The sequence below is a fragment of the Streptomyces sp. NPDC048825 genome, assembly GCF_043198355.1.
In the GTDB taxonomy this organism is placed as follows: Bacteria; Actinomycetota; Actinomycetes; order Streptomycetales; family Streptomycetaceae; genus Streptomyces; species Streptomyces xiangluensis.
In genome coordinates this window covers 618,806-638,807 of record NZ_JBICUR010000001.1, presented here as the reverse complement: position 1 = coordinate 638,807, position 20,002 = coordinate 618,806, and the positions used below count along the sequence as shown (strand labels likewise).

Genomic DNA, 20,002 nt, shown 5'->3' with positions numbered 1-20,002 from the left:
CGAGTCGTGGGTGATGTCGGTGAGCGGACCGGTCCCCTCCGGTCCACGGCCGTTCCCTGTCCGGCCTCAGGCCGATCCTGCCCCCATCGGCGGGGCCGGGAACGGCAGGACGGCCACTGTTACGTTGTCGTGGCCCCCGCCGTCCAGAGCGTGGCCGACCAGAACCTGCGCGCTGTGCAGCGGGCGGAGCGCGGCGTCGTGCGGGATGACCTGCGCCATCTCCTCGGCCGCCTCCGCGTAGTTCCACAGCCCGTCGGTGCACACCACCACTACACCCGGCCTGTCCGGCTTGAAGGAAGCGGTGTGCGGCTCCAGTTCGTACGCATCCGCGCCGAGCCAGCCGGTGATCGCGTGGGCGCGCTCGTCGGCGTACGCCTCCGCTTCGTTCATCAGGCCCGCTGCGACCATCTGCGCGGCCCAGGAGTCGTCCTCGGTGAGCCGGGCCGCGGGGGACGTACGGTCCACGGGGATCCAGTAGGCGCGGCTGTCGCCGACCCAGCCGACGATCAGGAGGGCGGGGGTGACCACGGCGCCCACGAGGGTGCAGGCGGGCGCGTTCTGATGAGGGGCGTGCTCGGACGGTGCAGCTCCCGCAAGGGAGTTGACCGCCCGCGAGGCGGCGATGATGGCGTCGTGCATGGCCTGCTGGGGATGCGTGCCCCGGGGCAGGGCCTCCAGGAGCGACTCGTTGGCTGCGCGGGACGCGGCGAGGGAGGCCTCGTCCGGGCGGGTCGCCGAGGACACCCCGTCGCAGACGATCGCCACGACCGCGGAGGAGCCGTCGGGCAGCGCGGTCGAGGAGATCGCGAACGCGTCCTCGTTGCGATGGTGGCGCAGCCCCCGGTCGCTGACCGCTGAGACGGCGCTCAACTCCTGCTCCATGTGGTCCCGTTCACGCGGCTGTGCGTGGCCGCAGTTCTCGCAGTAGCCGTCCCGGTCGACCTGGCCCGCACGGCAGGCCACGCACACCTTGGTGCCCGCGGACGGTGTCCCCGCGAACTCGGCGGTGCGCGGGTCGGGCGCCTGCAAGGCGTACTCGTCCGGTTCCGGGGGCCCGTCGAACCGTACGCCCGACGCGTGGGCCGGAAGTTCGTGGCCCGCCGAGTCGGTGCCCTGGATCTCCGAGGGCACATGGACCGGGGCAGGCCTGTGGGAGCTGTCCACCTCGGGGGCGACCGGCCAGTCCACCGGCGCGGCGGCCGACGGGGGGTGCGGCGCCGTGCCGTTCATGGTCATCGTGGGGTTGTCGTCCGGCGGTGCGGGCACGGCCGACAGGTCGTACCCGCAGGCACCGCAGAAGCGGTCGCCTGACTCCAGCGGCTCCTCGCAGCTGGGGCACTTCGACAACGCCGGGGGCATCTGCGACATGAATTACACCCACGTCCGGGGGCGGTAGCGGTTGGCGCGCTCCACCAGATCGATCCTCTCCTCGCCACCTTGGGCGAGCCGGGCCAGTGTCCGGTACGAGCGCTCCAGACCGAAGCGGAGGCCTCGCTCGTCCAGGTCACTGCCGAGCAGTACGGTCCGCGCTCCCGTACTCGGTGGCGCGGAACCCTGGCTACCGGAGAGTACCCAGTCCAGGGCGCAGCCGAGGACCTCTGTGGACAACTGCTCGCGGCGGACCGCGTCCAGGCCGTATCCGCGCAGGGCATCGATCTGTCCGGCCGCCGCGGTCAGGTCCTCCAGGAACGGCGCGCTGGGCCCCTCGTTCATCCGGTGCCGCAGTCGCGCCCGTACCGCGGCGACACGGGCCGCCGTGTAGTGGATCGACGCCTCCGGCACCGACTCCAGGGTCCGTACGGCCCCCTGCCGGTCACCCGCCGCCAGCTGTACGCGGGCCAGTGCGAACGCCGCGCTCACATAGCTAGGGTCGGTCGTCCACACCAGGCGGTAGTACTCCGCGGCGTTGTCCAGTTGCCCGAGGACCTCCGCGCACAGGCCGAGGGCCAGCTTGGGGGCGGGCTCGCCGGGGAACGCGTCGTAGATCGCGTCGAAGGACAGCGCCGCCACTTCGTGGTCGCCGCTCGCGAGCGCGGCGATGCCGCGGTACCAGACCACCCGCCAGTCGTCGGGGTGGTCCGCCTCCAGGGTCGCGAGTGTCCCAGTGGCGCTGTCGAGGTCGCGCATCTCGAGGCGGGCCCGCAGTTCGCGCAGCCGCAGCTCCAGGGAGCCGGTGGGCGCCGCGTGCAGCGCGGCGATCAGCTCCGCGGGCGCGGACGCCATGAGGCCCGCGAGGAATCCGGCGTTCGGGTCGCCGGGGTCGACCCGGGGGACCGGCAGCGTGAGCGCGGCGGCCGCCGCGTCGACCGCCTTGACCAGTGCGGTCGGCGGCGGAGCGAGGGCGCCGGCCGCGCTGTGGAGGGGTGCGGCATTGGCGGCTCCGCCGCCGGACAGCGCGGGACCTCCGGCGCCGAGGGCATGGGCGGTTCCGCCGCCGGCCAGTGCGGCACTTCCGTTGCCTGAAGAAAGGGCCGTACCGCCGCCGTTGGCCCCGACAAGCGCCTGGCGTCGCCGTCCCACCGGTACCGCCCGCGCCCCCAGCCGCGACACATCCCCGTCCAGCTCTCCGAACAACTCCGTGTCCGTGACCTTCAGTTCGGGCCCGAAGAGCGTGGAGAGGAAGGGGCGGGGGCGGCCCGTCTGCAGCGCCACCACCTCGCGCAGTACGCCCGTCAGCTGCTCCGCCATCTCCTGGGCGGAGGCGAACCGGCGGGCCGGGTCCGGGTCGGTGGCGCGGACGAGAAGCCGGTAGAACGACTCGTACTGGCGGAATACCTCGATGTTGTCGGGGTCGGGCAGGGAGTCCACGAAGACGTTCGTGTAGCCCTGGAAGTCGAAGGTCAGCACGGCGAGCGTACGGGCGACGGTGTAGAGGTCGGAGGCGACCGACGGGCCGAGCTCGGCGACCTCCGGCGCCTGGTAGCCGACCGTGCCGTAGATGGCCGACTCGTCGTCGTCCATCCTGCGCACCGCGCCCATGTCGATCAGCTTGAGCTGGTCCTCGGTCTGGATCGCGTTGTCGACCTTGAAGTCGCAGTACAGCAGGTTGCGGCTGTGCAGATGACCGAGCGCCTCGAGCGCCTCGATGCCGTACGCGCAGGCCTGCTCGACCGGCAGCGGGTCCCGCTTCCCGGCAGGCGTACGGCGCTCGTTGGCGATCTCCTTGAGGGACTTGCCGCCGACGTACTCCATGACGATGTAGCCGTCGAGGGAGCCCGTGCGCTGGTCGAGATGCTCGACGAAGTTGTAGATCCGCACGATGTTGGAGTGCTCGATCTCGGCGAGGAACCGGCGCTCGGATATGGCGGCGGCCATCGCGTCCTGGTCGCCCGTGTCGAGCAGGCCCTTGAGCACCACCCAGCGGTCGGACACCGCGCGGTCCACGGCGAGGTAGACCCAGCCGAGCCCGCCGTGCGCGAGGCAGCCGACCACCTCGTACTGGCCGTGCACCACATCGCCCGCACGCAGCTTCGGCACGAACGAGTACGGGTGGCCGCACTTGGTGCAGAAACCCTCCGTACGCCCCGGCCTCTCACCCCGCGAACGTCCCACCGGCGCCCCGCAGTCGGAGCGCGAGCAGAACCGCTTGCGCTCGGGCACCTCGGGGTTGTCCTGGACCATCTCTCGTGGATCGGGGCGCGGCACGTCCGGGACCTGGACGAGGCCGACGCCCAGCCGGCCGCGGCCGGAGGATCCGGCCGTCGAACCGGAGCTGCGCACCGACACGGAACGGCTCGAGGTGCGCCCCGACAAGGAGCGCGACAGACGCCCGGACACCGAGCGCCGGGACTGCGAGGAGCGTGCCGAGCGTGACGACGACCGGGAGCTGGAGCGCGAGCTCGCACTGCCGCGGCCGGAGCCGCGCGAGTTCCTGCCGCCCGCCGTGATCCCGGTCGGCGGCGAGCCGACCATGCCGCTCGCGGAGACGACCGGCGCCAGACCGCATGTGTCGCAGTACAACTCGCCGCCGCCCACGTCCTCGTACGCCCCCGTGCAGCCGGGGCGCTGGCACTGCTTCCGCTCGCTCACGCTCTGCTCACTCACGATTCCCCCCTCCGGTCCTGTGGTCCCCCGTGACCGGCTTGGCCGGGGACCTTGGGCACCAGCAAGTCGGCGGCAGCGTGCTGGTAGCGCAGCACCGCCTGTTCCGCCACGCGCAGATCGCAGGGCGCGCTCCACAGCATGCGGCGCGCCGCGTCGTAGCGCTCCACGAGCAGCGGGTCTTCGGCGAGGCCGTGCCGGGCGACCTTCGCCTTGTACGCGTCGAGCCGGCCGCGCAGCTCCGCGCGGACCGCGAGCGGCGCGGTGACGGCCGTCAACGACTCGCGGGCTCTGAGGAGTTCGTCCTCGGCCCGCTGCTCCAGGGACTCCAGCAGCGGCGAGAGGCGATGCCACTGCGCGTGTCTGCGGTACTCGGCGGCCGTCGCCAGCTGCTCCTGCAGCGCCGTCGGCGGGCCGCTGACCGCGGGCACCTCCGACGCGGCGATCTTCGCCAGCACCTCACCGCGCGCGGAGCGCGCCTCGGCAAGCGTGCGGTCCGCGCGCGAGAGCACGTCCCGCAGCTTCACCAGCCGTGTCTCCGCGTCCTGCCTCACGCTCAGCACCGCGTCGATCTCGCGGCGCACCTCATCCAGGGCGCGCGCCTCCCGGTCGTAGCGCGTGGTGTCGGGCCGCCCGCCGCCCGGCGCCGAACTGCCCTGTGCGGGCAGCCAGAACGCCAGCGGATCGGACACCACCTGCTCACGCAGAGACGTCAGCGTGCGCGTGATCCGCTCCAGGTCGTCGCCCGCCGGGTGCTCCCCGGGGCGTACGCCCACGGAGTGCGCGAGCTGGCGGGTGCGCTGCAGCTCCGCGGCCAGCAGGTCGATCCGTGCGGGCAGCGCCGACCACACGGCGTCGGCCGCCACGACCATGTCGAGCGACTGCGCGTACAACTCGTTCATACGCCCCACGAGTTCGACGAGGGTGAAGCGCTCGCTGAGCTTTCCCGTGCCGGCCATGGTGGGCGCGGAGGCCGTCGCGGCGGCGCTGCCCGCCACCGTGACGCTCTCGCCGCGCAGCAGCTCCGTCAGCTCCACCAGGTCGTCGCGGTTCGGCCAGCGTCGTCGGGAGCGCACGTCACGCGCGGAGCGCAACGCGTCCGCGTACGCGTCGAAGTACGTCCACAGGAGCGAGATCGACGCCTCGGTGGCCGTCCAGCGCTCCCGGGTCGTGCCCGTGAGCTCGGCGCCTTCGAGGAGTCTGCGGCCCGCGTGGTCCTGCAGGGCGAGGAGCGAGGTCTCGATGGCCTCGTGCTCCGCGCCGAGCCGCGCCAGCGCACGGTCCACCTCGTCCCGGTCCATTACCGGCCCGGAGGGTCCCGTGACGCCCATCGATCACCTCTCGCTCTCAGTCGTTCCCTGTGCGCGTTCCCCCGCGCTCCGGGCAACTCTCCAGTGGTATCAGGTTGGTGGTATCAGGTTGGCCGCCGGAACCAGCTCCGGCTACTTGTACTTGACGGGCGGTGGTACCGCCGATTTCTTGATGGTCGGCTTGAGCCACTTGTCGTATGACTGCTGCCAGCCGTTCTCGCGGTAGTCCACCAGTACTTGGTTGACCCGGCGCACCAGGTCGTCGGCGCCCTTCTTCATCGCCACTCCGTAGTACTCGGTCGTGAACGGCTCCCCCTTGAGCTCGACCGTCGGGTCCTGCGCGGCCTGGCTCGCGGCGAGCGCGCCGTCGGTCACCACGGCGTCGACCTCACCGAGCTGAAGCCTCACCAGGCAGTCGAGCTGGTTGGGCACGGTGGTCTTGATGTCGGCGGAGGCGACCAGCTTGCCGGCCTTCTTGTCCGCCTCCAGGGCCGCCAAGGCGGTGGAGCCCTTCGCCGTGCAGATCTTCTTGTTCGCCAAGGACGCGTCGTACTCCTTGATGTCCGAGATCCTCGGGGCCAGGACCTGCTGGCCGGTCTGGAAGTACGGCGAGGAGAAGGCGACTTGCTCGAGCCGGTCGCAGTTGATCGTCATCGTGCGGACCACCATGTCGACGCGGCCGTCCTGGATCGCCGGGATCCGCTCGTTGGTGGGGATGGCGCGGAACACGATCGCCTCCCGGTCGCCGAGGATCTCGCCCGCTATCGCGTGCGCGAGATCGATGTCGAAGCCTTCCAGCTCGCTGGTCTTCGAGGTGCTGTTCGGATCGCGGTAGCCCCAGCGGTAGCTGTTCTGGTCGACGCCGACCAGCAGCTTGCCGCGTTCCCGGATTTTCTGGATCGTCTCGCCGTTCTGGTCGCCGGACGGCGCAAGGCTCTGGTCCTGCGGGTCGGTGCACTCCTCGGCCTTGGTCTGCATGCCCCTGGCCACGCCCTGACTGCCGGTGCCCGTGCTGCCGTCCCCGCGGGACTGCGACAGCGGCAGCACCAGCGCGAAGACCGCTGTCAGGGCCAGGACGACCGCCATCGCGCCGACGCCGCCCCAGCCCTTCAGAGCGGCCCGCACACGTCGTGCCTTCATCGTCATGCCCCCTCTCACCGGTACTCCGACAGCCGGCGCCCGATACCGAGCACCGCACCCGAGGCGCCCAGCACCGCGAGCACCGCGGCGCCCACCGGAAGCCCCGTCATCGCGCCCTTGCCGTCCGCGGCCGCCACCTCGAACTCGCCCTGCTCATGGTTGAGCGCCTTGTCGAGATCTTTGTCCACGTTGGCAAAGCACTCGCCCGTAGGCTCGTCGTCCTTGGAGCCGATCACCTTGTCCAGCGCGCCCTGGTAGTCGCCCGAGTCGTCAGCCTTGCGGGCGTCCTTGTGCCGGTCCTGCCAGACCTGCATGTTCTCCGTCGCGCCCTTCACCGGGGACTCGCCCGCACTGTCGTCGGCGAGGTCCTCGGCGGCGGCCAGCTTGGCGGAGAGGTCCTTCATCTGCACCTGGTAGTCGCTGTCGTACGCGTCCACGACCTCGCCGTCGACCTCCTTGGTCTCGGCGCCCCGGCTGACCAGCGTCAGGGTCTCGTTGCCGCGTGCCTTGAGGGAGGCGATACGGGCGTCGTTCAGCACGTTCAGCGACCGTACCCCGTGGTCGTACGAATCGTTCAGCCCTGCCCTGGCGAAGCTGTGGCCGACCACCAGCCAGAGCAGCACCACCGTGGAGGCGGCGGTCGCGGTGACCATGCCGTGGTTCAGCACCCGGTTCGTACGGTGGTAGTTGCGCCGCTGGGCCCAGACCAGGCCGCCGATCGCGACGACGCCGGCGCCGATCGCTATCCACGGGTAGGGCGTCGCCGAGTCGTAGTCGGAACGCAGCCGCTGGTTCTCCATCTTGTAGAGATCCTCGGCGTCCTTGAGCATGACCTGCATCTTCGCGTTGGCGTACCGCAGGTAGGCGCCGCCGAGCGGGTAGCCCTGCCGGTTGTTGGACCGGGCGCGCTCGACGAGGCCCTTGTACTCGGGCAGCCGCTTGTTCAGCCGTGTGATGGTCTGAGCCGACTTGGAGCCCGGCTCGGAGTTGGCCGCCGCGTTGACCAGCCTGTCCGCGGCCGTGTTGATGCCCCGCTCGTACTCCTGGCGGGACTCGGCGGTCTCCTGGCCGCCCGCGAGGAAGCCGCTGGAGGCCGCGGTGTTGGCGGTGGCGAGCGAGCGGTAGATGAGCGCGGCGTCGGCGCTCAGCGGCTGGCTGCTGTTCAGTACGTTGTCGGCGGCGGCCGAACGCTCGGTCATCTGCCAGGCCGTCATCGAGCCGAACGCCACGAGGAACAAGGCCAGCGCGGCACCGATGATGCGCAGCCGCCCCGGCTCCGTCGTCGCCGCGGCACGCAACTGGTCGACGCCTTCCGCCCAGGCCGTACGGCGCGGGGGCGTCGGGTCGGGTCCGCCGGGCACGGCAGGGCCGGGCTGCACGGCGGGCGCAGCCGGTGGCACCGCGACCGGTGGCCCGGGCTGCGGCGGCATGGCGGGCATCGTGGGCGGTCCCGCGCCAGGTGGCGCCGAGCCGCCGTTCGGCGTGTATGTCACTTGACCTCCCCCATGGTCATCCCTCCGTCACGTCCGCCCGCACGTCAGGACGCACGGGAAGAAGTGCACGGCCGCAAGTATCCCCGCCGGGACTGACATCCGCACAGGCCCTGACTGGATCTTGTTCGTATCGCAGTGCAATCCGTACCGCAGCGCAACCATGAATACGCCATCCAGAACCCTACGGTTCCCTGCGTCAGCCCTCGTAATGTGCCCGCACGCGCGCGTGCACCTCGTCGGGCGCCGCTACGTGGTCGAGGCCGAGCAGCGCGGCGCCCAGAACCGGGCTCGCGGTGACCACTCGGGGTACGGCCTTGGGGGCGCGTTCGGCCAGCAGTTCCCTTGTCCGGTCGTCGAGTTGGGGGTGCCGGGCCGCCAGGATGCTGCCGCCGAGAAGTACGGGGGCCTCCTCGTCGAGCAGTTCCAGACGGGACAGGGCGACACTCGCCATGACCGCCACCTCCTCCGCGAGCCGGTCGACGAGCGCGCGGGCCACCGGGTCGCCTGCCGCCGCCGTGGCGAACAGGACCGGCGTCAGCTCGTGGCGCCGTTCGTGCCTCAGGTGCTTGAGGTGGAAGGCCTCGATCAGCGCGTACATGGAGTCGAGGCCGAAATGGGCGGGCAGGGCGCGGGCCAGCACGGTCGGGCCGCCCCGGCCGTCCTCGGCGCGCGCCGCATGCCAGATGGCCTCCTCGGCGAGGCCCCCGCCGCCGCCCCAGTCGCCGGAGAGGCGGCCGATGGCGGGGAAGCGGGCGATGCGTCCGTCGGGCCGCATGCCGACGCAGTTGATGCCCGCGCCGCACACCACCGCCACTCCGCGCGGCTCGGCGATCCCGGCGCGCAGGATCGCGAAGGTGTCATTGCGTACCTCGGTACTCGTGCCCCACGCGCGCGCGTGCAGCGCGGCGGCCAACTCCTCCTCCTCGACGGGGAGATCGGCGTTGGCGAGACACGCGGAGACATGGTCCACGGAGCTGACGCCGGCCTCGGCGAAGGCCCGGTCGACGGCCTCCGCCAGGGTTTCCACGGCCTGCCGCACCCCGACCTCGGGCGGCCGGAAACCGCCCGCGCGCGCCTCGGCGAGCACCCGCCCGTCCCGCGCGACGACGGCGACATCGGTCTTGCTGTTCCCCGCGTCGATGGCGAGAACACCTGGTCTCACGCCCACGCGAGGTGCTCCCGGTTGTGCGCGATCAGCTGATCGGTGAGGGCGTCGGCGTACGCGTACTGGCCGACGAGCGGATGCGCGAGCAGCGCGCGGAAGACCCGGTCGCGGCCACCGTGCAGCGCGGCCTGAAGCGCCAGGTCCTCGTACGCGGTGACGTTCGCCATGAGGCCCGCGTACAGCGGATCCACCGACGGCACCGGCAGCGGAAGGGGCCCCGACTTCCCGACGGCCGCCTGCACTTCGATGACGGCGTCGTCGGGCAGGAAGGGCAGCGTCCCCTTGTTGTACGTGTTGACGACCTGGTACGGGCTTCCTCCCGCACCCAGCAGCGAGGCCGCGAGGTCCACGGCCGCCTCCGAGTAGTACGCCCCGCCCCGCTTGCCGAGCAGCGCCGGCTTCTCGGCAAGGTCCGGGTCGCCGTACATCTTCAGCAACTCGCGCTCCATCTCGGCCACTTCGGCGGCCCGCGACGGCTTGGTGCGCTGCTCCCGTACGACCTCGTCGTGCGCGTAGTAGTAGCGCAGGTAGTAGGAGGGGACGACACCGAGGCGGTCGAGGACGTCGCGGGGCATGCGCAGGTCGGCGGCGACGGCGTCACCGTGCTCGGCGAGCAGCTTCGGCAAGACGTTTTCGTCCTCGGGACCCCCGAGTCGTACACCCGTCTCCCAGGTGAGGTGGTTGAGCCCGACGTGATCGAGGTGCACGTCGACGGGCGCGACGCCGAGCATCCCGGCGAACTTCCGCTGGAAACCGATCGCCACATTGCACAGCCCGACCGCCTTGTGGCCGGCTTCGAGCAGGGCGCGGGTCACGATGCCGACCGGGTTGGTGAAGTCGATGATCCAGGCGCCCGGATTCGTCCGCCGTACGCGCTCCGCGATGTCCAGCACCACCGGCACCGTACGCAGGGCCTTCGCGAGACCGCCCGCCCCGGTTGTCTCCTGCCCGACGCAGCCGCACTCCAGGGGCCAGGTCTCGTCCTGCTCGCGCGCGGCCTGTCCGCCGACGCGCAGTTGCAGCAGGACCGCGTCGGCGCCCTCGATGCCCGCGTCCAGGTCGGAGGTCGTGACGATGCGTCCGCCGTGCCCCTGCCGGGCGAAGATGCGCCGCGCCAAGCCGCCGACCAGCTCCAGCCGCTCGGCCGCGGGGTCGACGAGCACCAGCTCCTCGACGGGCAGGGTGTCCCTCAGCCGGGCGAAGCCGTCGATGAGTTCGGGGGTGTAGGTCGAACCCCCGCCCACTACTGCCAGTTTCACGGTCAGTCAGCCCTTCACTCCGGTCAGCGTGACACCCTCGATGAACGCCTTCTGCGCAAAGAAGAACACGATGATCACGGGGGCCATGACCAGCAGGGTCGCGGCCATGGTCAGATTCCAGTTCGTATGGTGGTTGTCCTTGAACGACTCAAGGCCGTAACTGAGCGTCCAGGCCGCCGGATTGTCACTCGCGTAGATCTGTGGGCCGAAGTAGTCGTTCCAGCAGTAGAAGAACTGGAAGAGCGCGACGGCGGCGATGCCCGGCTTGGCGAGCGGCACGACGATACGCAGCAGGGTGCGCAACTCGCCGCAGCCGTCGACCTTGGCGGCGTCGAGGTATTCGTCGGGGATGGTCAGCAGGAACTGGCGCAGCAGGAAGATGCTGAAGGCGTCGCCGAAGGCCATCGGGATGATCAGCGGCCAGAGGGTGCCGGTCAGGTGCATCTGCTTGGCCCAGAACAGGTACATCGGCACGATGATCACCTGTGGCGGCAGCATCATCGCGGAGATCACGAGCATCGTGGCGATCCGGCGCCCGCGGAAGCGGAACTTGGCGAGGGCGTAGGCCACCGGGACGCTGGAGACGACGGTGAAGAGGGTGCCCAGGCCCGCGTAGAGCAGGGTGTTGCGCCACCAGGTCAGGAAGCCGGGGGCCTGCCAGACGTTCGCGTAGTTGTCCCAGTTCCAGGACCTCGGCCACAGGGCGCTGGTCAGCGCCTGCCGATCGTCCATCAGGGACGTGAGCAGGATGAACACGAACGGCATGATGAAGAACAGCGCTGCGGTGATGCCCAGGCAGTGCACGGCGATCCAGTGCAGCAGCGCCCTGCGGCGGGCGGTACGGGCTGCCGGGCTACGGTCGGCTCTGCCGGGCGGACCGGCGGGTTTGGTGGGGGCCGGCGGGCGTGCGGTGACGGTGTTGGTCATCGGGATCAGTCCTCCACCGTGATCAGGCCGCCGCGGCGGCGCATCAGCAGCGCGGTGAACGCCATGGACAGGACGAACAGCACGAGCGCGACCACGCAGGCGGAGCCGGTGTCGAAGCGCTGGAAGCCCAGGGTGTAGATGAGCTGGGGAAGGGTCAGCGTGGACTTCCCCGGGTAGCCGGGCTCGTAGATCTGGCCGGCCCCGGCGCCGATCACGCCGCTGGCCGTCTTACCGGCGATGAGCGGCTGCGTGTAGTACTGCATGGTCTGGATGACGCCGGTGACCACGGCGAACAGCACGATGGGCGAGATGTTGGGCAGGGTGACGAAGCGGAAGCGCTTCCAGGGGCCCGCGCCGTCCAGCTCGGCGGCCTCGTACTGCTCCTTGGGCACATCGAGCAGCGCCGCCATGAAGATGACCATGAGGTCGCCGATGCCCCACAGCGCGAGCAGCGTCAGCGCCGGCTTGGACCAGGTCGGGTCGTTGAACCAGCCCGGCTGCGGCAGGCCCAGGTCACCGAGCACCTGGTTGACCGGGCCGGTGCCGGGGTTGAGCAGGAAGGCGAAGGCCAGGGTCGCCGCCACGGGCGGGGCGAGATACGGCAGGTAGAAGAAGGTGCGGTACAGCCCCGCACCCGTCTTGATCTTCGTGATCAGCAGCCCGACGCCGAGACCGAACACCACCCGGGCCGCCACCATGATCACCACGAGCCACAGGGTGTTGCGCATCGCGGCCCAGAAGAAGGGGTACTGGCTGAAGACGTATGTCCAGTTGGTCAGCCCGTTGAAGGTGGGCGGCTTGAAGCCGTCGTACTTCATGAAGGAGAAGTAGACGGTCGACAGCAGCGGATAGACGAAGAAGACGCTGAAACCGATGAGCCAGGGGGAGAGGAACGCCAGCGTACGCAGCCCCTCCCGGCGGCGCTTGGTACGCAGCGCCGCCGAGTGGCCGTGAAGGATCGTCATGGGGCTGCTACTTCGCCTTGGCGATGTCGGTGTCGATCTGCCCGGCGACCTTCGCCAGACCCGCGTCCAGGTCCTTCACCTTGCCGGACTCGTAGTCGTACGCGAGGTTCTGCAGGGTCTCCTGGTACGCGCTGCCGTTGACCGCGGCGGGCGCGGTGTTGCTGTCCGGGTTCTGGGCGATCTTCACGAAGGCCTGCATCGTCGCGTCGTTCTCGAGCTTCGGGGACTCAAGTGCCGCGAAGGTCGAGGGGACGTTGTTGATGGCGTTGGCGAAGGAGACCACCGCGTCGGTGTCGGTGGTCATGTACTTCACCAGCTCCCAGGCGGCGTTCTGCTTGCTGCTGGTGCTGGCGAGGCCGATGATCGTGCCGGTCAGGAAGCCCTTGCCGTAGGTGTCCGCCTGGTCGTCCGGGACCGGGAACGGCGCGACCCCCACCTCGAAGTCCACGCCCGCGTCCTTCATCATGCCGCCGCGCCACTCGCCGTCGATGTTCATGGCGATCTGCCCGGTGTGCAGCGGGTTCTGGGCGGACCACTCGTCACCGAAGGTGGAGCGGTACTTCTCCAGCTTCTTGAAGCCGCCGAGCGACTTCACCATGTCCTGCTGCCAGGTCAGCAGCTCCTTGAAGGCCGGATCCTCGGCGACGTTCGACTTGCCGTCGGCGGTGAAGTACTCCGGGCTCCACTGCGCCGCGAGGTGCGGGACGGTGACCTCGTAGCCGTGGAAGTTCGGCATGAAGCCGAGCTGCGAGTAGCTGTCGCCCTTGCCCTTGGTCAGCTTGATCGCGGCGGCCTTGAACTCGGAGAGCGTCTTGGGTGGGGACGTGATGCCCGCCTCCTCGAACATCGTCTTGTTGTAGTAGAGCCCGTACGCATCGCCCAGCAGCGGCAGTGCGCAGCGCGTCCCCTCGAACTGGGTGTAGTCCAGCATCGGCTTGGGGAAGGTCTTCGCGGTGTCGATCTTCGACTTCTCCAGGAAGGGATCGAGGTCGGCGAAGACACCCGACGAACAGAACTTGCCGACGTTGCTGGTCTCCGGGGACGCCACCACGTCCGGGGCGTTCGAACCGCCCGCGCGCAGCGCCTGGTTCACCTTGTCGGCGTCGACGTTCCCGACGACCTTGACGTCGATGTTGGGGTGCGCCTTCTCGAAGGCCGCGACGTTCGCCTCGATCGCCTTGACCTCGTTGGGCGCGCTCCACGGGTGCCAGAAGGTGATGGTGGACGGCTTGCTCGCGTCGTCGGTCGCGCCGGACGTGCTGGAACCGGTGCAGGCCGTGGCGGTCAGGGCGAGCGCGGTGGCCGCGACGGCGAGACGTACGGGACTGATTCTGGGCATGACGGAACTCCTTGAGGCGTGCGCGGGGAACTTTTGGGCGTGCGAAGGGAACTTTTGGGCGTGCGAAGGGAATCGGGCGTGCGTAGGGAGGGGACGGAGCGGGTCAGGGCCCGCGGATCAGGCGGTACGGTCCGGCCGTACGGACCAGGAGATGGTGGATCAGGTGGTACGGGTCAGGGGGTGCGACCCGTGGTGTCGAAGACCTCGTCGCGGGTGGCCGCGAGGGCGGACTGCAGGGCGCCGGTCAGTACGGGGCTGTCGGGTGTCGTACTGAGGCGGATGGCGGGGCGGGGGACGGCCAGCTCGGCGAGCTCGGACTGGACGAGGGAGCGCAGGGCTTCGCCGCCGGCCGTGATCACCCCGCCGGCGAGGATGATCAGTTCGGGGTCGATCACCGCGACGACCGCGGCGAGTCCGGTGGCGAGCCGGGTGGCGAACTCGGCGAGCACGGCCTGCCCCGGTCCGGGGCTCTCGGCCGTACGAGCCGCTTCGGCGACCACCGCGGCGGCCTTCTCGGTGAGGGTGCCGCTGCCCGGTGGGGCCGTCAGTCCGTGTTCGCGGGCCAGGCGCAACACGGTCCGGCGACCGGCGAGTTCCTCGAAGCCGCCGGAGTTGCTGCGGGCGACATTGCGTACGAGCGGGGCTCCCGGCAACGGGAGGAAGGCGACTTCGCCGGCGCCTCCGGTGGCGCCCCGGTGCAGTCGGCCGCCGATCACGACCGCGGCGCCGAAGCCCCGTTCTCCCCAGAGCAGGGTGAAGTTCTCGCAGCCGCGCGCTTCGCCGATGCGCTGTTCGGCGATGGCGGCGAGGTTGACGTCGTTCTCCACTTCGAAGGGGATGGGGCCGAGCGCGGCGGCCATGTCCTCCAGCAGCCGGGGCGAGTGCCAGCCGTGCAAATGGCTGGCATAACGCAGGTTGCCGGTGCTGGGGTCGAAGGCGCCCTGCGTACCGATCACGATCCGGTGCACGTCGGCCCGGTGCAGCCCGGCGTCCTTGACCGCGCCGTCCAGGGCCAGCAGTACGCGGTCGATGGCGCCCTGGGCGCTGCGGCCGGGGGTCGGCAGTTCGAACCGTCCGACGGTCTCGCCGGTGATGTCGGCGATCGCGGCACGGATTCCGGTGGGGGTGACGTCGAGGCCCGCGACCCGGGCGGCGGCGGGGTTCACCGCGTACAACTGGGCGTTGGGCCCGGGCCGCCCCTCACTGGTGCCGGTCACGACGACGAGACCGGCGGCTTCCAGCCGGGCGAGGAGCTGCGAGGCGGTCGGCTTGGACAGGCCGGTGAGGTTGCCGATCCTGGTCCGCGACAGCGTCCCGTGCTCCAGCAGCAGATCGAGAGCGGCCCGGTCGTTCATGGCGCGCAGGACGCGCGGGGTGCCCGGGGTACCGGCGGATCCTGCCATCGCTGTCGTCACCTGCCCTTCCGTTGGCCAGCTTCTCAGCGATCTCTTGCAGGCGTCCATGCTCGACCCTGCCGGATCACTGTTAGGAAACTTTCCTATTGGTTGAGGAAGGTAGGCCGTCGGCCACGGAAGCGTCAATACCAGCCACTGCCAGGCAACAAAGTCGTTACGTGGGGCTGTACGGCTAGGGTCGGCCCATGGCTGGCGAGGACGAAGCGCTTGTGGACCATGGCCTTCCGGACGACGCCCTTCTGGCGGAGCAGATGGCCTACTACCAGGCCAGAGCGCCCGAGTACGACCGGGTCTATGCCGAGCGCGAGGACCTGCGGAACCTGCTGGCCGCGGCCGACGAACTCCCCATCAACGGCGACGTGTTGGAGCTGGCCTGCGGAACGGGCCAGTGGACCGCCGTACTTGCCGAACGCGCCCGCTCGGTCACCGCGCTCGACGCGGCAGCGGAGACACTGGACATCGCGTGCGCCCGCGTCACGTCCCCCAACGTCCTGTTCACCCAGGCCGACGTCTTCACCTGGCACCCGTCACGCCGCTACGACACGGTCTTCTTCGCCTTCTGGCTCTCCCACGTCCCACCGTCGCGACTGCCCGCTTTCTGGAACACGGTCCGCGAGGCCCTCGCCCCACAGGGCAAGGCGATTTTCATCGACGAGGGCCCGTCCGAGGCCTGGCGCGAGGAATTCCTCGCGCCCCAGTCCACGTCCACGGTGGTGCGCCAACTCGACGACGGCAGCCGCCATCGCGTCGTGAAGGTCTTCCATGACCCCGAGACGCTGACCGGCGATCTCGCCACCCTCGGCTGGTCGGCCGACGTCCGGCTGGTGGGCGGGAGCTTCATGGTGGGCGTGGCGGAACCGGTTGGAGAGCGGGGCTGACGGGTCACAACGGCGTCAATAGACGCGTCTACGATGCCTTCGGCCCGGGTGCGGCTCGTAGCCCGTCGAGCACGATCGCCAGGGAGCGCCGTGGATCCGCGGCTTTGTTGGCGGGGTGGCGCAGGGCGAGGAGCACGCCGCCCAGGACCGCCATGAGGTCGGCGGTGCCGATGTCGGCGCGGACCGTGCCGTCGTCCTGGGCGCGGGCGAGGATGTGGCCGATCTCGCGGCGGAGGTCGGCGGCTGTCGCGGAGACCGTTGTCCGGACCTCGACGCCGGCGCCGGCCAGGGCCTCGATGAGGTCGGCTTTCTCCGCGGCGTCGGCGACGACACGGTCCAGGATCGTGAACAGGGCCGCTCCGGGGTCGTCGGCGCGGGACAGGGCTCGGGCCTCGTCGACAAGGTGCCGGAGGCGCTCGTGGACGACAGCCTCGAAGAGCGCCTCTTTGGTGGGGAAGTGGCGGTAAAGGGTGCCCGGACCCACTCCGGCCCGGCGTGCGATCTCATCCAACGAGACGGACAGTCCCTCGGTGGCGAAAGCCTGCCTCGCCACTTCAAGGAGCCGGTCCCGGTTGCGGCGGGCGTCGGCGCGCAGGGGGCGGTTCTCCGCCTCCATGTGGATCTCCTTCGTCAGCCAGGTCGGCTCCAACCGGGGCGATGTCTCCGGTTATGCTAGCCGAAACCGTAACCGGGGCGTGGTCTCCGATTATGGTCGGCGGCCCGTTCCCTCGCACAGGAGATCTGATGACCCAGGCAGACCAGGAAACGGCAACGCGAACGGCTTTCCTCGCTCTGGACTTCGCGACCCACATCGTCGAGAACTTCAGTCACGACGCCGCCGTCGCGGAGCGGGCGTCGAACGCCATGGCGACGGCCCGGGCCGCGAAGCTGCCCGTGTTCCATGTCCTCCACGAGGCGATGCGCGATCAGATCCACCCGTTGCTGGCGCCCGTCGGTGACGAACCCGTGCTGGGCAAGACCACCCTCGGAGCGTTCGCCACCACCAACCTGCACGAGCAGCTGCGCGCATCCGGCGTCGGCCGGATCGTCATCGCCGGTGTGGCGACGTCGGGGACGGTGCTGTCCACCGCTCGGTGGGCGTACGACGTCGGCTACGAGGTCGCCGTCTGCGCCGACGCCTGCGCCGACCCCGACCCGCAGGTCCATTCCGCGCTGCTCGACGACACCGTCTTCCCGGAGAGCTGGATCGGGCTCTGGCGCATAGCCCGCGTGGTGAAGCCGACCGGGATCACCGACCTTCGCCCGTGATCCCGGACGAAGCGGCGCCCAGAACCCTCCGGGCGCCGCCAGCCTCGTACAAGTGCAAACCGGTACTTCGCGACGTTCGGCGAAGCCGAAGCCGCCGGTAACCCCGAGGACTCACTCCGCCTGCGCCGAACATTGTCATGCGCGCCGACGCCACCGAGGCCGTAGACCCGGACCCGCCGGCTGGGGACCGTAGGCCCGAGCGGTGGTCAGCCGACCAGAGCCGCGTCACTCTTGTGTGCGGAGCCGGAAGCGGCGTGCATGCCGGCATTCGCCTCCTTCACCCATCGCTCCAGGAGGGCCGCGAACTCGGCCGATCTGACCTGCCAGTTCAGACCGGCAACGGCAACCTCACGACCCTGCCGAGCTGCGCGCGCCCGGAGCTCGGGGTCGGCACGCAGACGTCGTACGGCCTCCGCCACGGCCGCCGGGTCCTCGTAAGGTACGACCAGTCCGCAGCCGTGCCGCTCGACCAGCTCCGACGCGAGCGGGGTGGGTGTGGTGACGACAGGCACACCGTGGGCCATGTACTCGACCACCTTGGTCGGGCGTGAGTGGCGGTAGTTGGGCTGGTCGTGCAGGAGGGAGAGGCCGGCCAGAGCGCCCGAAAGCTTGGCGAGCGCACGGTTGTTGGGCAGAAAGCCGTACCAGCGCAGCACGCCTTCCCGGTCGGCCTCCGTGAGTGCGTCTCGTACGTCCGGGTTCGCCTCGCCGATCACCTCGACCCGCACGGCAGGTCCCAGCAGCCGTGCCGTTTCGATCATGTCCAGTACGCCGCGCGCCCGCGACAGGCGGCCCAGATAGACAACGCGGTCGTCGCAGGGCGGCTCGGGCGGGAGAGGCGGTACGGTCGCGAAGTTCGGCACGACGGGCTGGACGTGGCGGAAGCGGGCCTGGTACGCGTCCTCGGCCAGCAGGAGCCGCAGATACCGCTCCGCCAGCCGTTCGGCGGCCCGCACCCCCAGCCGCAGTGGAGGCCGCAGCACGCCCGGCACCCAGCGCTTCATGACGAGCGCCGCTGCCGTGTCCTCGTGCACGTCCCACACCATCACCGGAGCCCGCCCGCCTCGCCGCCAGTGGCGCATCGCGCCGGGCAGGGCCAGCAGCAGTTCGGGGTCGTGCAGCAGCACCACGTCCGCCTCCGGACCGCGCTCGGTCAGCAGCTTGCGGGCCGCGCGCAGCGCAGCGCGGCGGTCGCGGCCGGTGGCCCGGGGGAGGTCCAGGCCCTCGATGCCCGGCCGCGGCGTCACCCCGTACGCCGTGAACGGCGCGGCGTACTCGATCTGGTGGCCGCGCTCCCGCAGGGCGGCGATCTGCCGGTGCAGGATCCGCGCATCCTCGGGGTGATGCACGATGGTGACGACGAGAACACGCATCAAAGAACCTCATAACTCCCCGGCAGCCCAGGGACGTTGGAACGTGCCGCGGTGGATGGCGGGCTACAGGACTTCGACCCCGGGCTGGAAGATCCGCCCTCGGGTGTCGAACAGCAGGCGGGCCTCGTCGGCGAGCAAGGGCAGGTCGTAGGCCGAGTGGTCCTGCAGCAGGATCGTCAGGTCGTGATCGCGTACGGCCGCCATGAGGTCGCAGACGCGTGGGACGGTCACCCCGTCGACGGTCCACAGCGGCACGTGCGGGTCGTGGAAGGACACCTCGGCTTTCCGCCCCCGCAACAGCCGGGCCACTGGCAGGGCCGGGGTCTCGCGCTGGTCCGCGACGTCGGGCTTGTAGGTGACGCCGAGCAGCAGCACCCGGGAGCCGCTCAGCGGCCGGCCGGCGGTGTTGAGGAGGTCCTGGGCGCGCCGTACGACGTACTCGGGCATCCGCCGGTTGATGTCCTGGGCGAGCTCGACGAAGCGGAAGTCGTAGCCGAGCGAGGAACGCACCTTGTACGACAGGTAGTTGGGGTCGATGGGGATGCAGTGCCCGCCCACTCCGGCGCTCGGCCGGAAGGCCTGGAAGCCGAACGGTTTGGTGTCCGCGCAGCGGATGGCGTCCCAGACGTCGACATTCAACTCGCGGCTGATGATGGCCAGTTCGTTGACGAGCGCGATGTTCACGTGCCGGTAGGTGTTCTCCAGCAGTTTGGCCATCTCGGCCTCGCGGGTGCCCTTGGCCTGGACGACCGTGTCGACGAGCTTTCCGTAGAAGGCGACCGCCTGGGCGGCGCACGACGGGGTGCAGCCGCCTACCACCTTGGGTGTCTCGCGCAGTCCGTGCGTGGTGTTGCCGGGGTCGATGCGCTCCGGTGAGAAGGCCAGTGCGAAGTCTTCGCCCGCCCGCAGCCCGGACTCCTCCAGTAGCGGCCGTACGATCTCCTCGGTGGTGCCCGGATAGGTGGTCGACTCCAGGACGACGAGCTGTCCCGGCCGCAGCCTGCTCGCGACCGCGCGGGACGCGGAGGCCACCGCTCTCAGGTCGGGTCCTCCGTCCTCGCTGAGCGGGGTCGGCACGCAGATCACCACGGTCTGCGCCCGGGCGAGGCAGGCGTCGTCCGTGTACGCCGTGAATCCCGCCTCCCGCATCCGGCGGACGTCCTCGTCCGACACGTCGTCGACGTGGGAGCGGCCGGCGTTGAGTCCCGCGACGACCCGGGGATCCCGGTCGAGCCCCACGACTCTCAGGCCGACGGAGGCCGCCTCACGCGCGAGCGGCAGTCCGACGTAACCGAGCCCGATCACCGCGAGTTCGACGCGGTCGTCGCGTTCTTCCTCCGCCAGCAGTGCACTCAATTCCCCGAGCGGTTCGGCCGGTGAGAGTTGCATAGCGATTCACTCCGCCTCAAGGCAGGTCCTGCCGGACGG

At 70.4% G+C, this 20,002-nt stretch carries 16 protein-coding genes; 2 read left to right on the top strand and 14 right to left on the bottom strand.

What is annotated here, in order from left to right; all coding sequences use genetic code 11:
- Nucleotides 1-66 precede the first annotated feature (66 nt).
- From ACGFNK_RS02835 to ACGFNK_RS02785, 11 genes are all read right to left on the bottom strand, one after another.
- Nucleotides 67-1,368: a PP2C family serine/threonine-protein phosphatase gene (locus ACGFNK_RS02835; RefSeq protein ID WP_393411259.1), complete on the bottom strand. Its 1,302-nt coding sequence runs from the start codon at nt 1,366-1,368 to the stop codon at nt 67-69.
- 3 nt (nt 1,369-1,371) lie between these two features.
- A complete protein-coding gene (locus ACGFNK_RS02830; protein WP_393411257.1) occupies nt 1,372-4,044 on the bottom strand; it encodes a tetratricopeptide repeat protein in 2,673 nt (890 codons plus the stop codon).
- The gene (locus tag ACGFNK_RS02825) at nt 4,041-5,372 is read right to left on the bottom strand and encodes a hypothetical protein (RefSeq protein WP_393411255.1); all 1,332 of its coding nucleotides are present in this window, start codon (nt 5,370-5,372) and stop codon (nt 4,041-4,043) included. The genes ACGFNK_RS02830 and ACGFNK_RS02825 overlap by 4 nt, the downstream gene beginning before the upstream one ends.
- 111 nt (nt 5,373-5,483) lie before the next feature.
- The gene (locus ACGFNK_RS02820; protein ID WP_393411253.1) at nt 5,484-6,491 is read right to left on the bottom strand and encodes a glutamate ABC transporter substrate-binding protein; all 1,008 of its coding nucleotides are present in this window, start codon (nt 6,489-6,491) and stop codon (nt 5,484-5,486) included.
- A gap of 14 nt (nt 6,492-6,505) precedes the next feature.
- Complete coding sequence (locus ACGFNK_RS02815) at nt 6,506-7,984, bottom strand: hypothetical protein (protein WP_393411251.1); 1,479 nt, start codon at nt 7,982-7,984, stop codon at nt 6,506-6,508.
- Between the two features lie 196 nt (nt 7,985-8,180).
- On the bottom strand, nt 8,181-9,146 hold the full coding sequence (locus tag ACGFNK_RS02810; protein ID WP_393412136.1) for an N-acetylglucosamine kinase: 966 nt from the start codon (nt 9,144-9,146) through the stop codon (nt 8,181-8,183).
- On the bottom strand, nt 9,143-10,408 hold the full coding sequence (locus ACGFNK_RS02805; protein WP_393411249.1) for a 6-phospho-beta-glucosidase: 1,266 nt from the start codon (nt 10,406-10,408) through the stop codon (nt 9,143-9,145). Before ACGFNK_RS02805 ends, ACGFNK_RS02810 begins: the two co-directional genes overlap by 4 nt.
- Before the next feature lie 6 nt (nt 10,409-10,414).
- A complete protein-coding gene (locus ACGFNK_RS02800) occupies nt 10,415-11,335 on the bottom strand; it encodes a carbohydrate ABC transporter permease (RefSeq protein WP_393411247.1) in 921 nt (306 codons plus the stop codon).
- A gap of 5 nt (nt 11,336-11,340) precedes the next feature.
- Nucleotides 11,341-12,300 (bottom strand): carbohydrate ABC transporter permease, encoded by a 960-nt coding sequence (locus ACGFNK_RS02795; RefSeq protein ID WP_393411245.1) that lies wholly within the window; start codon nt 12,298-12,300, stop codon nt 11,341-11,343.
- A 7-nt stretch (nt 12,301-12,307) separates the two neighbouring features.
- Entirely contained in the window at nt 12,308-13,639 is a 1,332-nt protein-coding gene (locus tag ACGFNK_RS02790) for an ABC transporter substrate-binding protein (protein ID WP_393411243.1), read from the bottom strand.
- Nucleotides 13,640-13,812: 173 nt separating this feature from the next.
- Entirely contained in the window at nt 13,813-15,042 is a 1,230-nt protein-coding gene (locus ACGFNK_RS02785; protein ID WP_393411241.1) for an ROK family protein, read from the bottom strand.
- A 197-nt stretch (nt 15,043-15,239) separates the two neighbouring features.
- Here ACGFNK_RS02785 and ACGFNK_RS02780 point away from each other — a divergent pair, with 197 nt between their 5' ends.
- On the top strand, nt 15,240-15,932 hold the full coding sequence (locus tag ACGFNK_RS02780) for a class I SAM-dependent methyltransferase (RefSeq protein ID WP_393411239.1): 693 nt from the start codon (nt 15,240-15,242) through the stop codon (nt 15,930-15,932).
- 28 nt (nt 15,933-15,960) lie between these two features.
- Here the strand turns inward: ACGFNK_RS02780 and ACGFNK_RS02775 are convergent, their stop codons facing one another.
- A complete protein-coding gene (locus ACGFNK_RS02775; protein ID WP_393411237.1) occupies nt 15,961-16,548 on the bottom strand; it encodes a TetR/AcrR family transcriptional regulator in 588 nt (195 codons plus the stop codon).
- A 128-nt stretch (nt 16,549-16,676) separates the two neighbouring features.
- On the opposite strand from ACGFNK_RS02775, the gene ACGFNK_RS02770 reads away from it, so the two are divergent.
- Nucleotides 16,677-17,201 carry a cysteine hydrolase family protein gene (locus ACGFNK_RS02770; RefSeq protein WP_393411235.1) on the top strand — a complete coding sequence of 175 codons (525 nt, stop codon included), beginning with the start codon at nt 16,677-16,679 and terminating at the stop codon, nt 17,199-17,201.
- A gap of 206 nt (nt 17,202-17,407) precedes the next feature.
- Here ACGFNK_RS02770 and ACGFNK_RS02765 read toward each other — a convergent pair whose 3' ends face one another.
- A complete protein-coding gene (locus tag ACGFNK_RS02765; RefSeq protein WP_393411233.1) occupies nt 17,408-18,574 on the bottom strand; it encodes a glycosyltransferase in 1,167 nt (388 codons plus the stop codon).
- Nucleotides 18,575-18,637: 63 nt separating this feature from the next.
- Nucleotides 18,638-19,963, bottom strand: a complete 1,326-nt coding sequence (locus ACGFNK_RS02760; RefSeq protein WP_393411231.1) for a nucleotide sugar dehydrogenase — start codon at nt 19,961-19,963, stop codon at nt 18,638-18,640.
- Nucleotides 19,964-20,002: the final 39 nt, after the last annotated feature.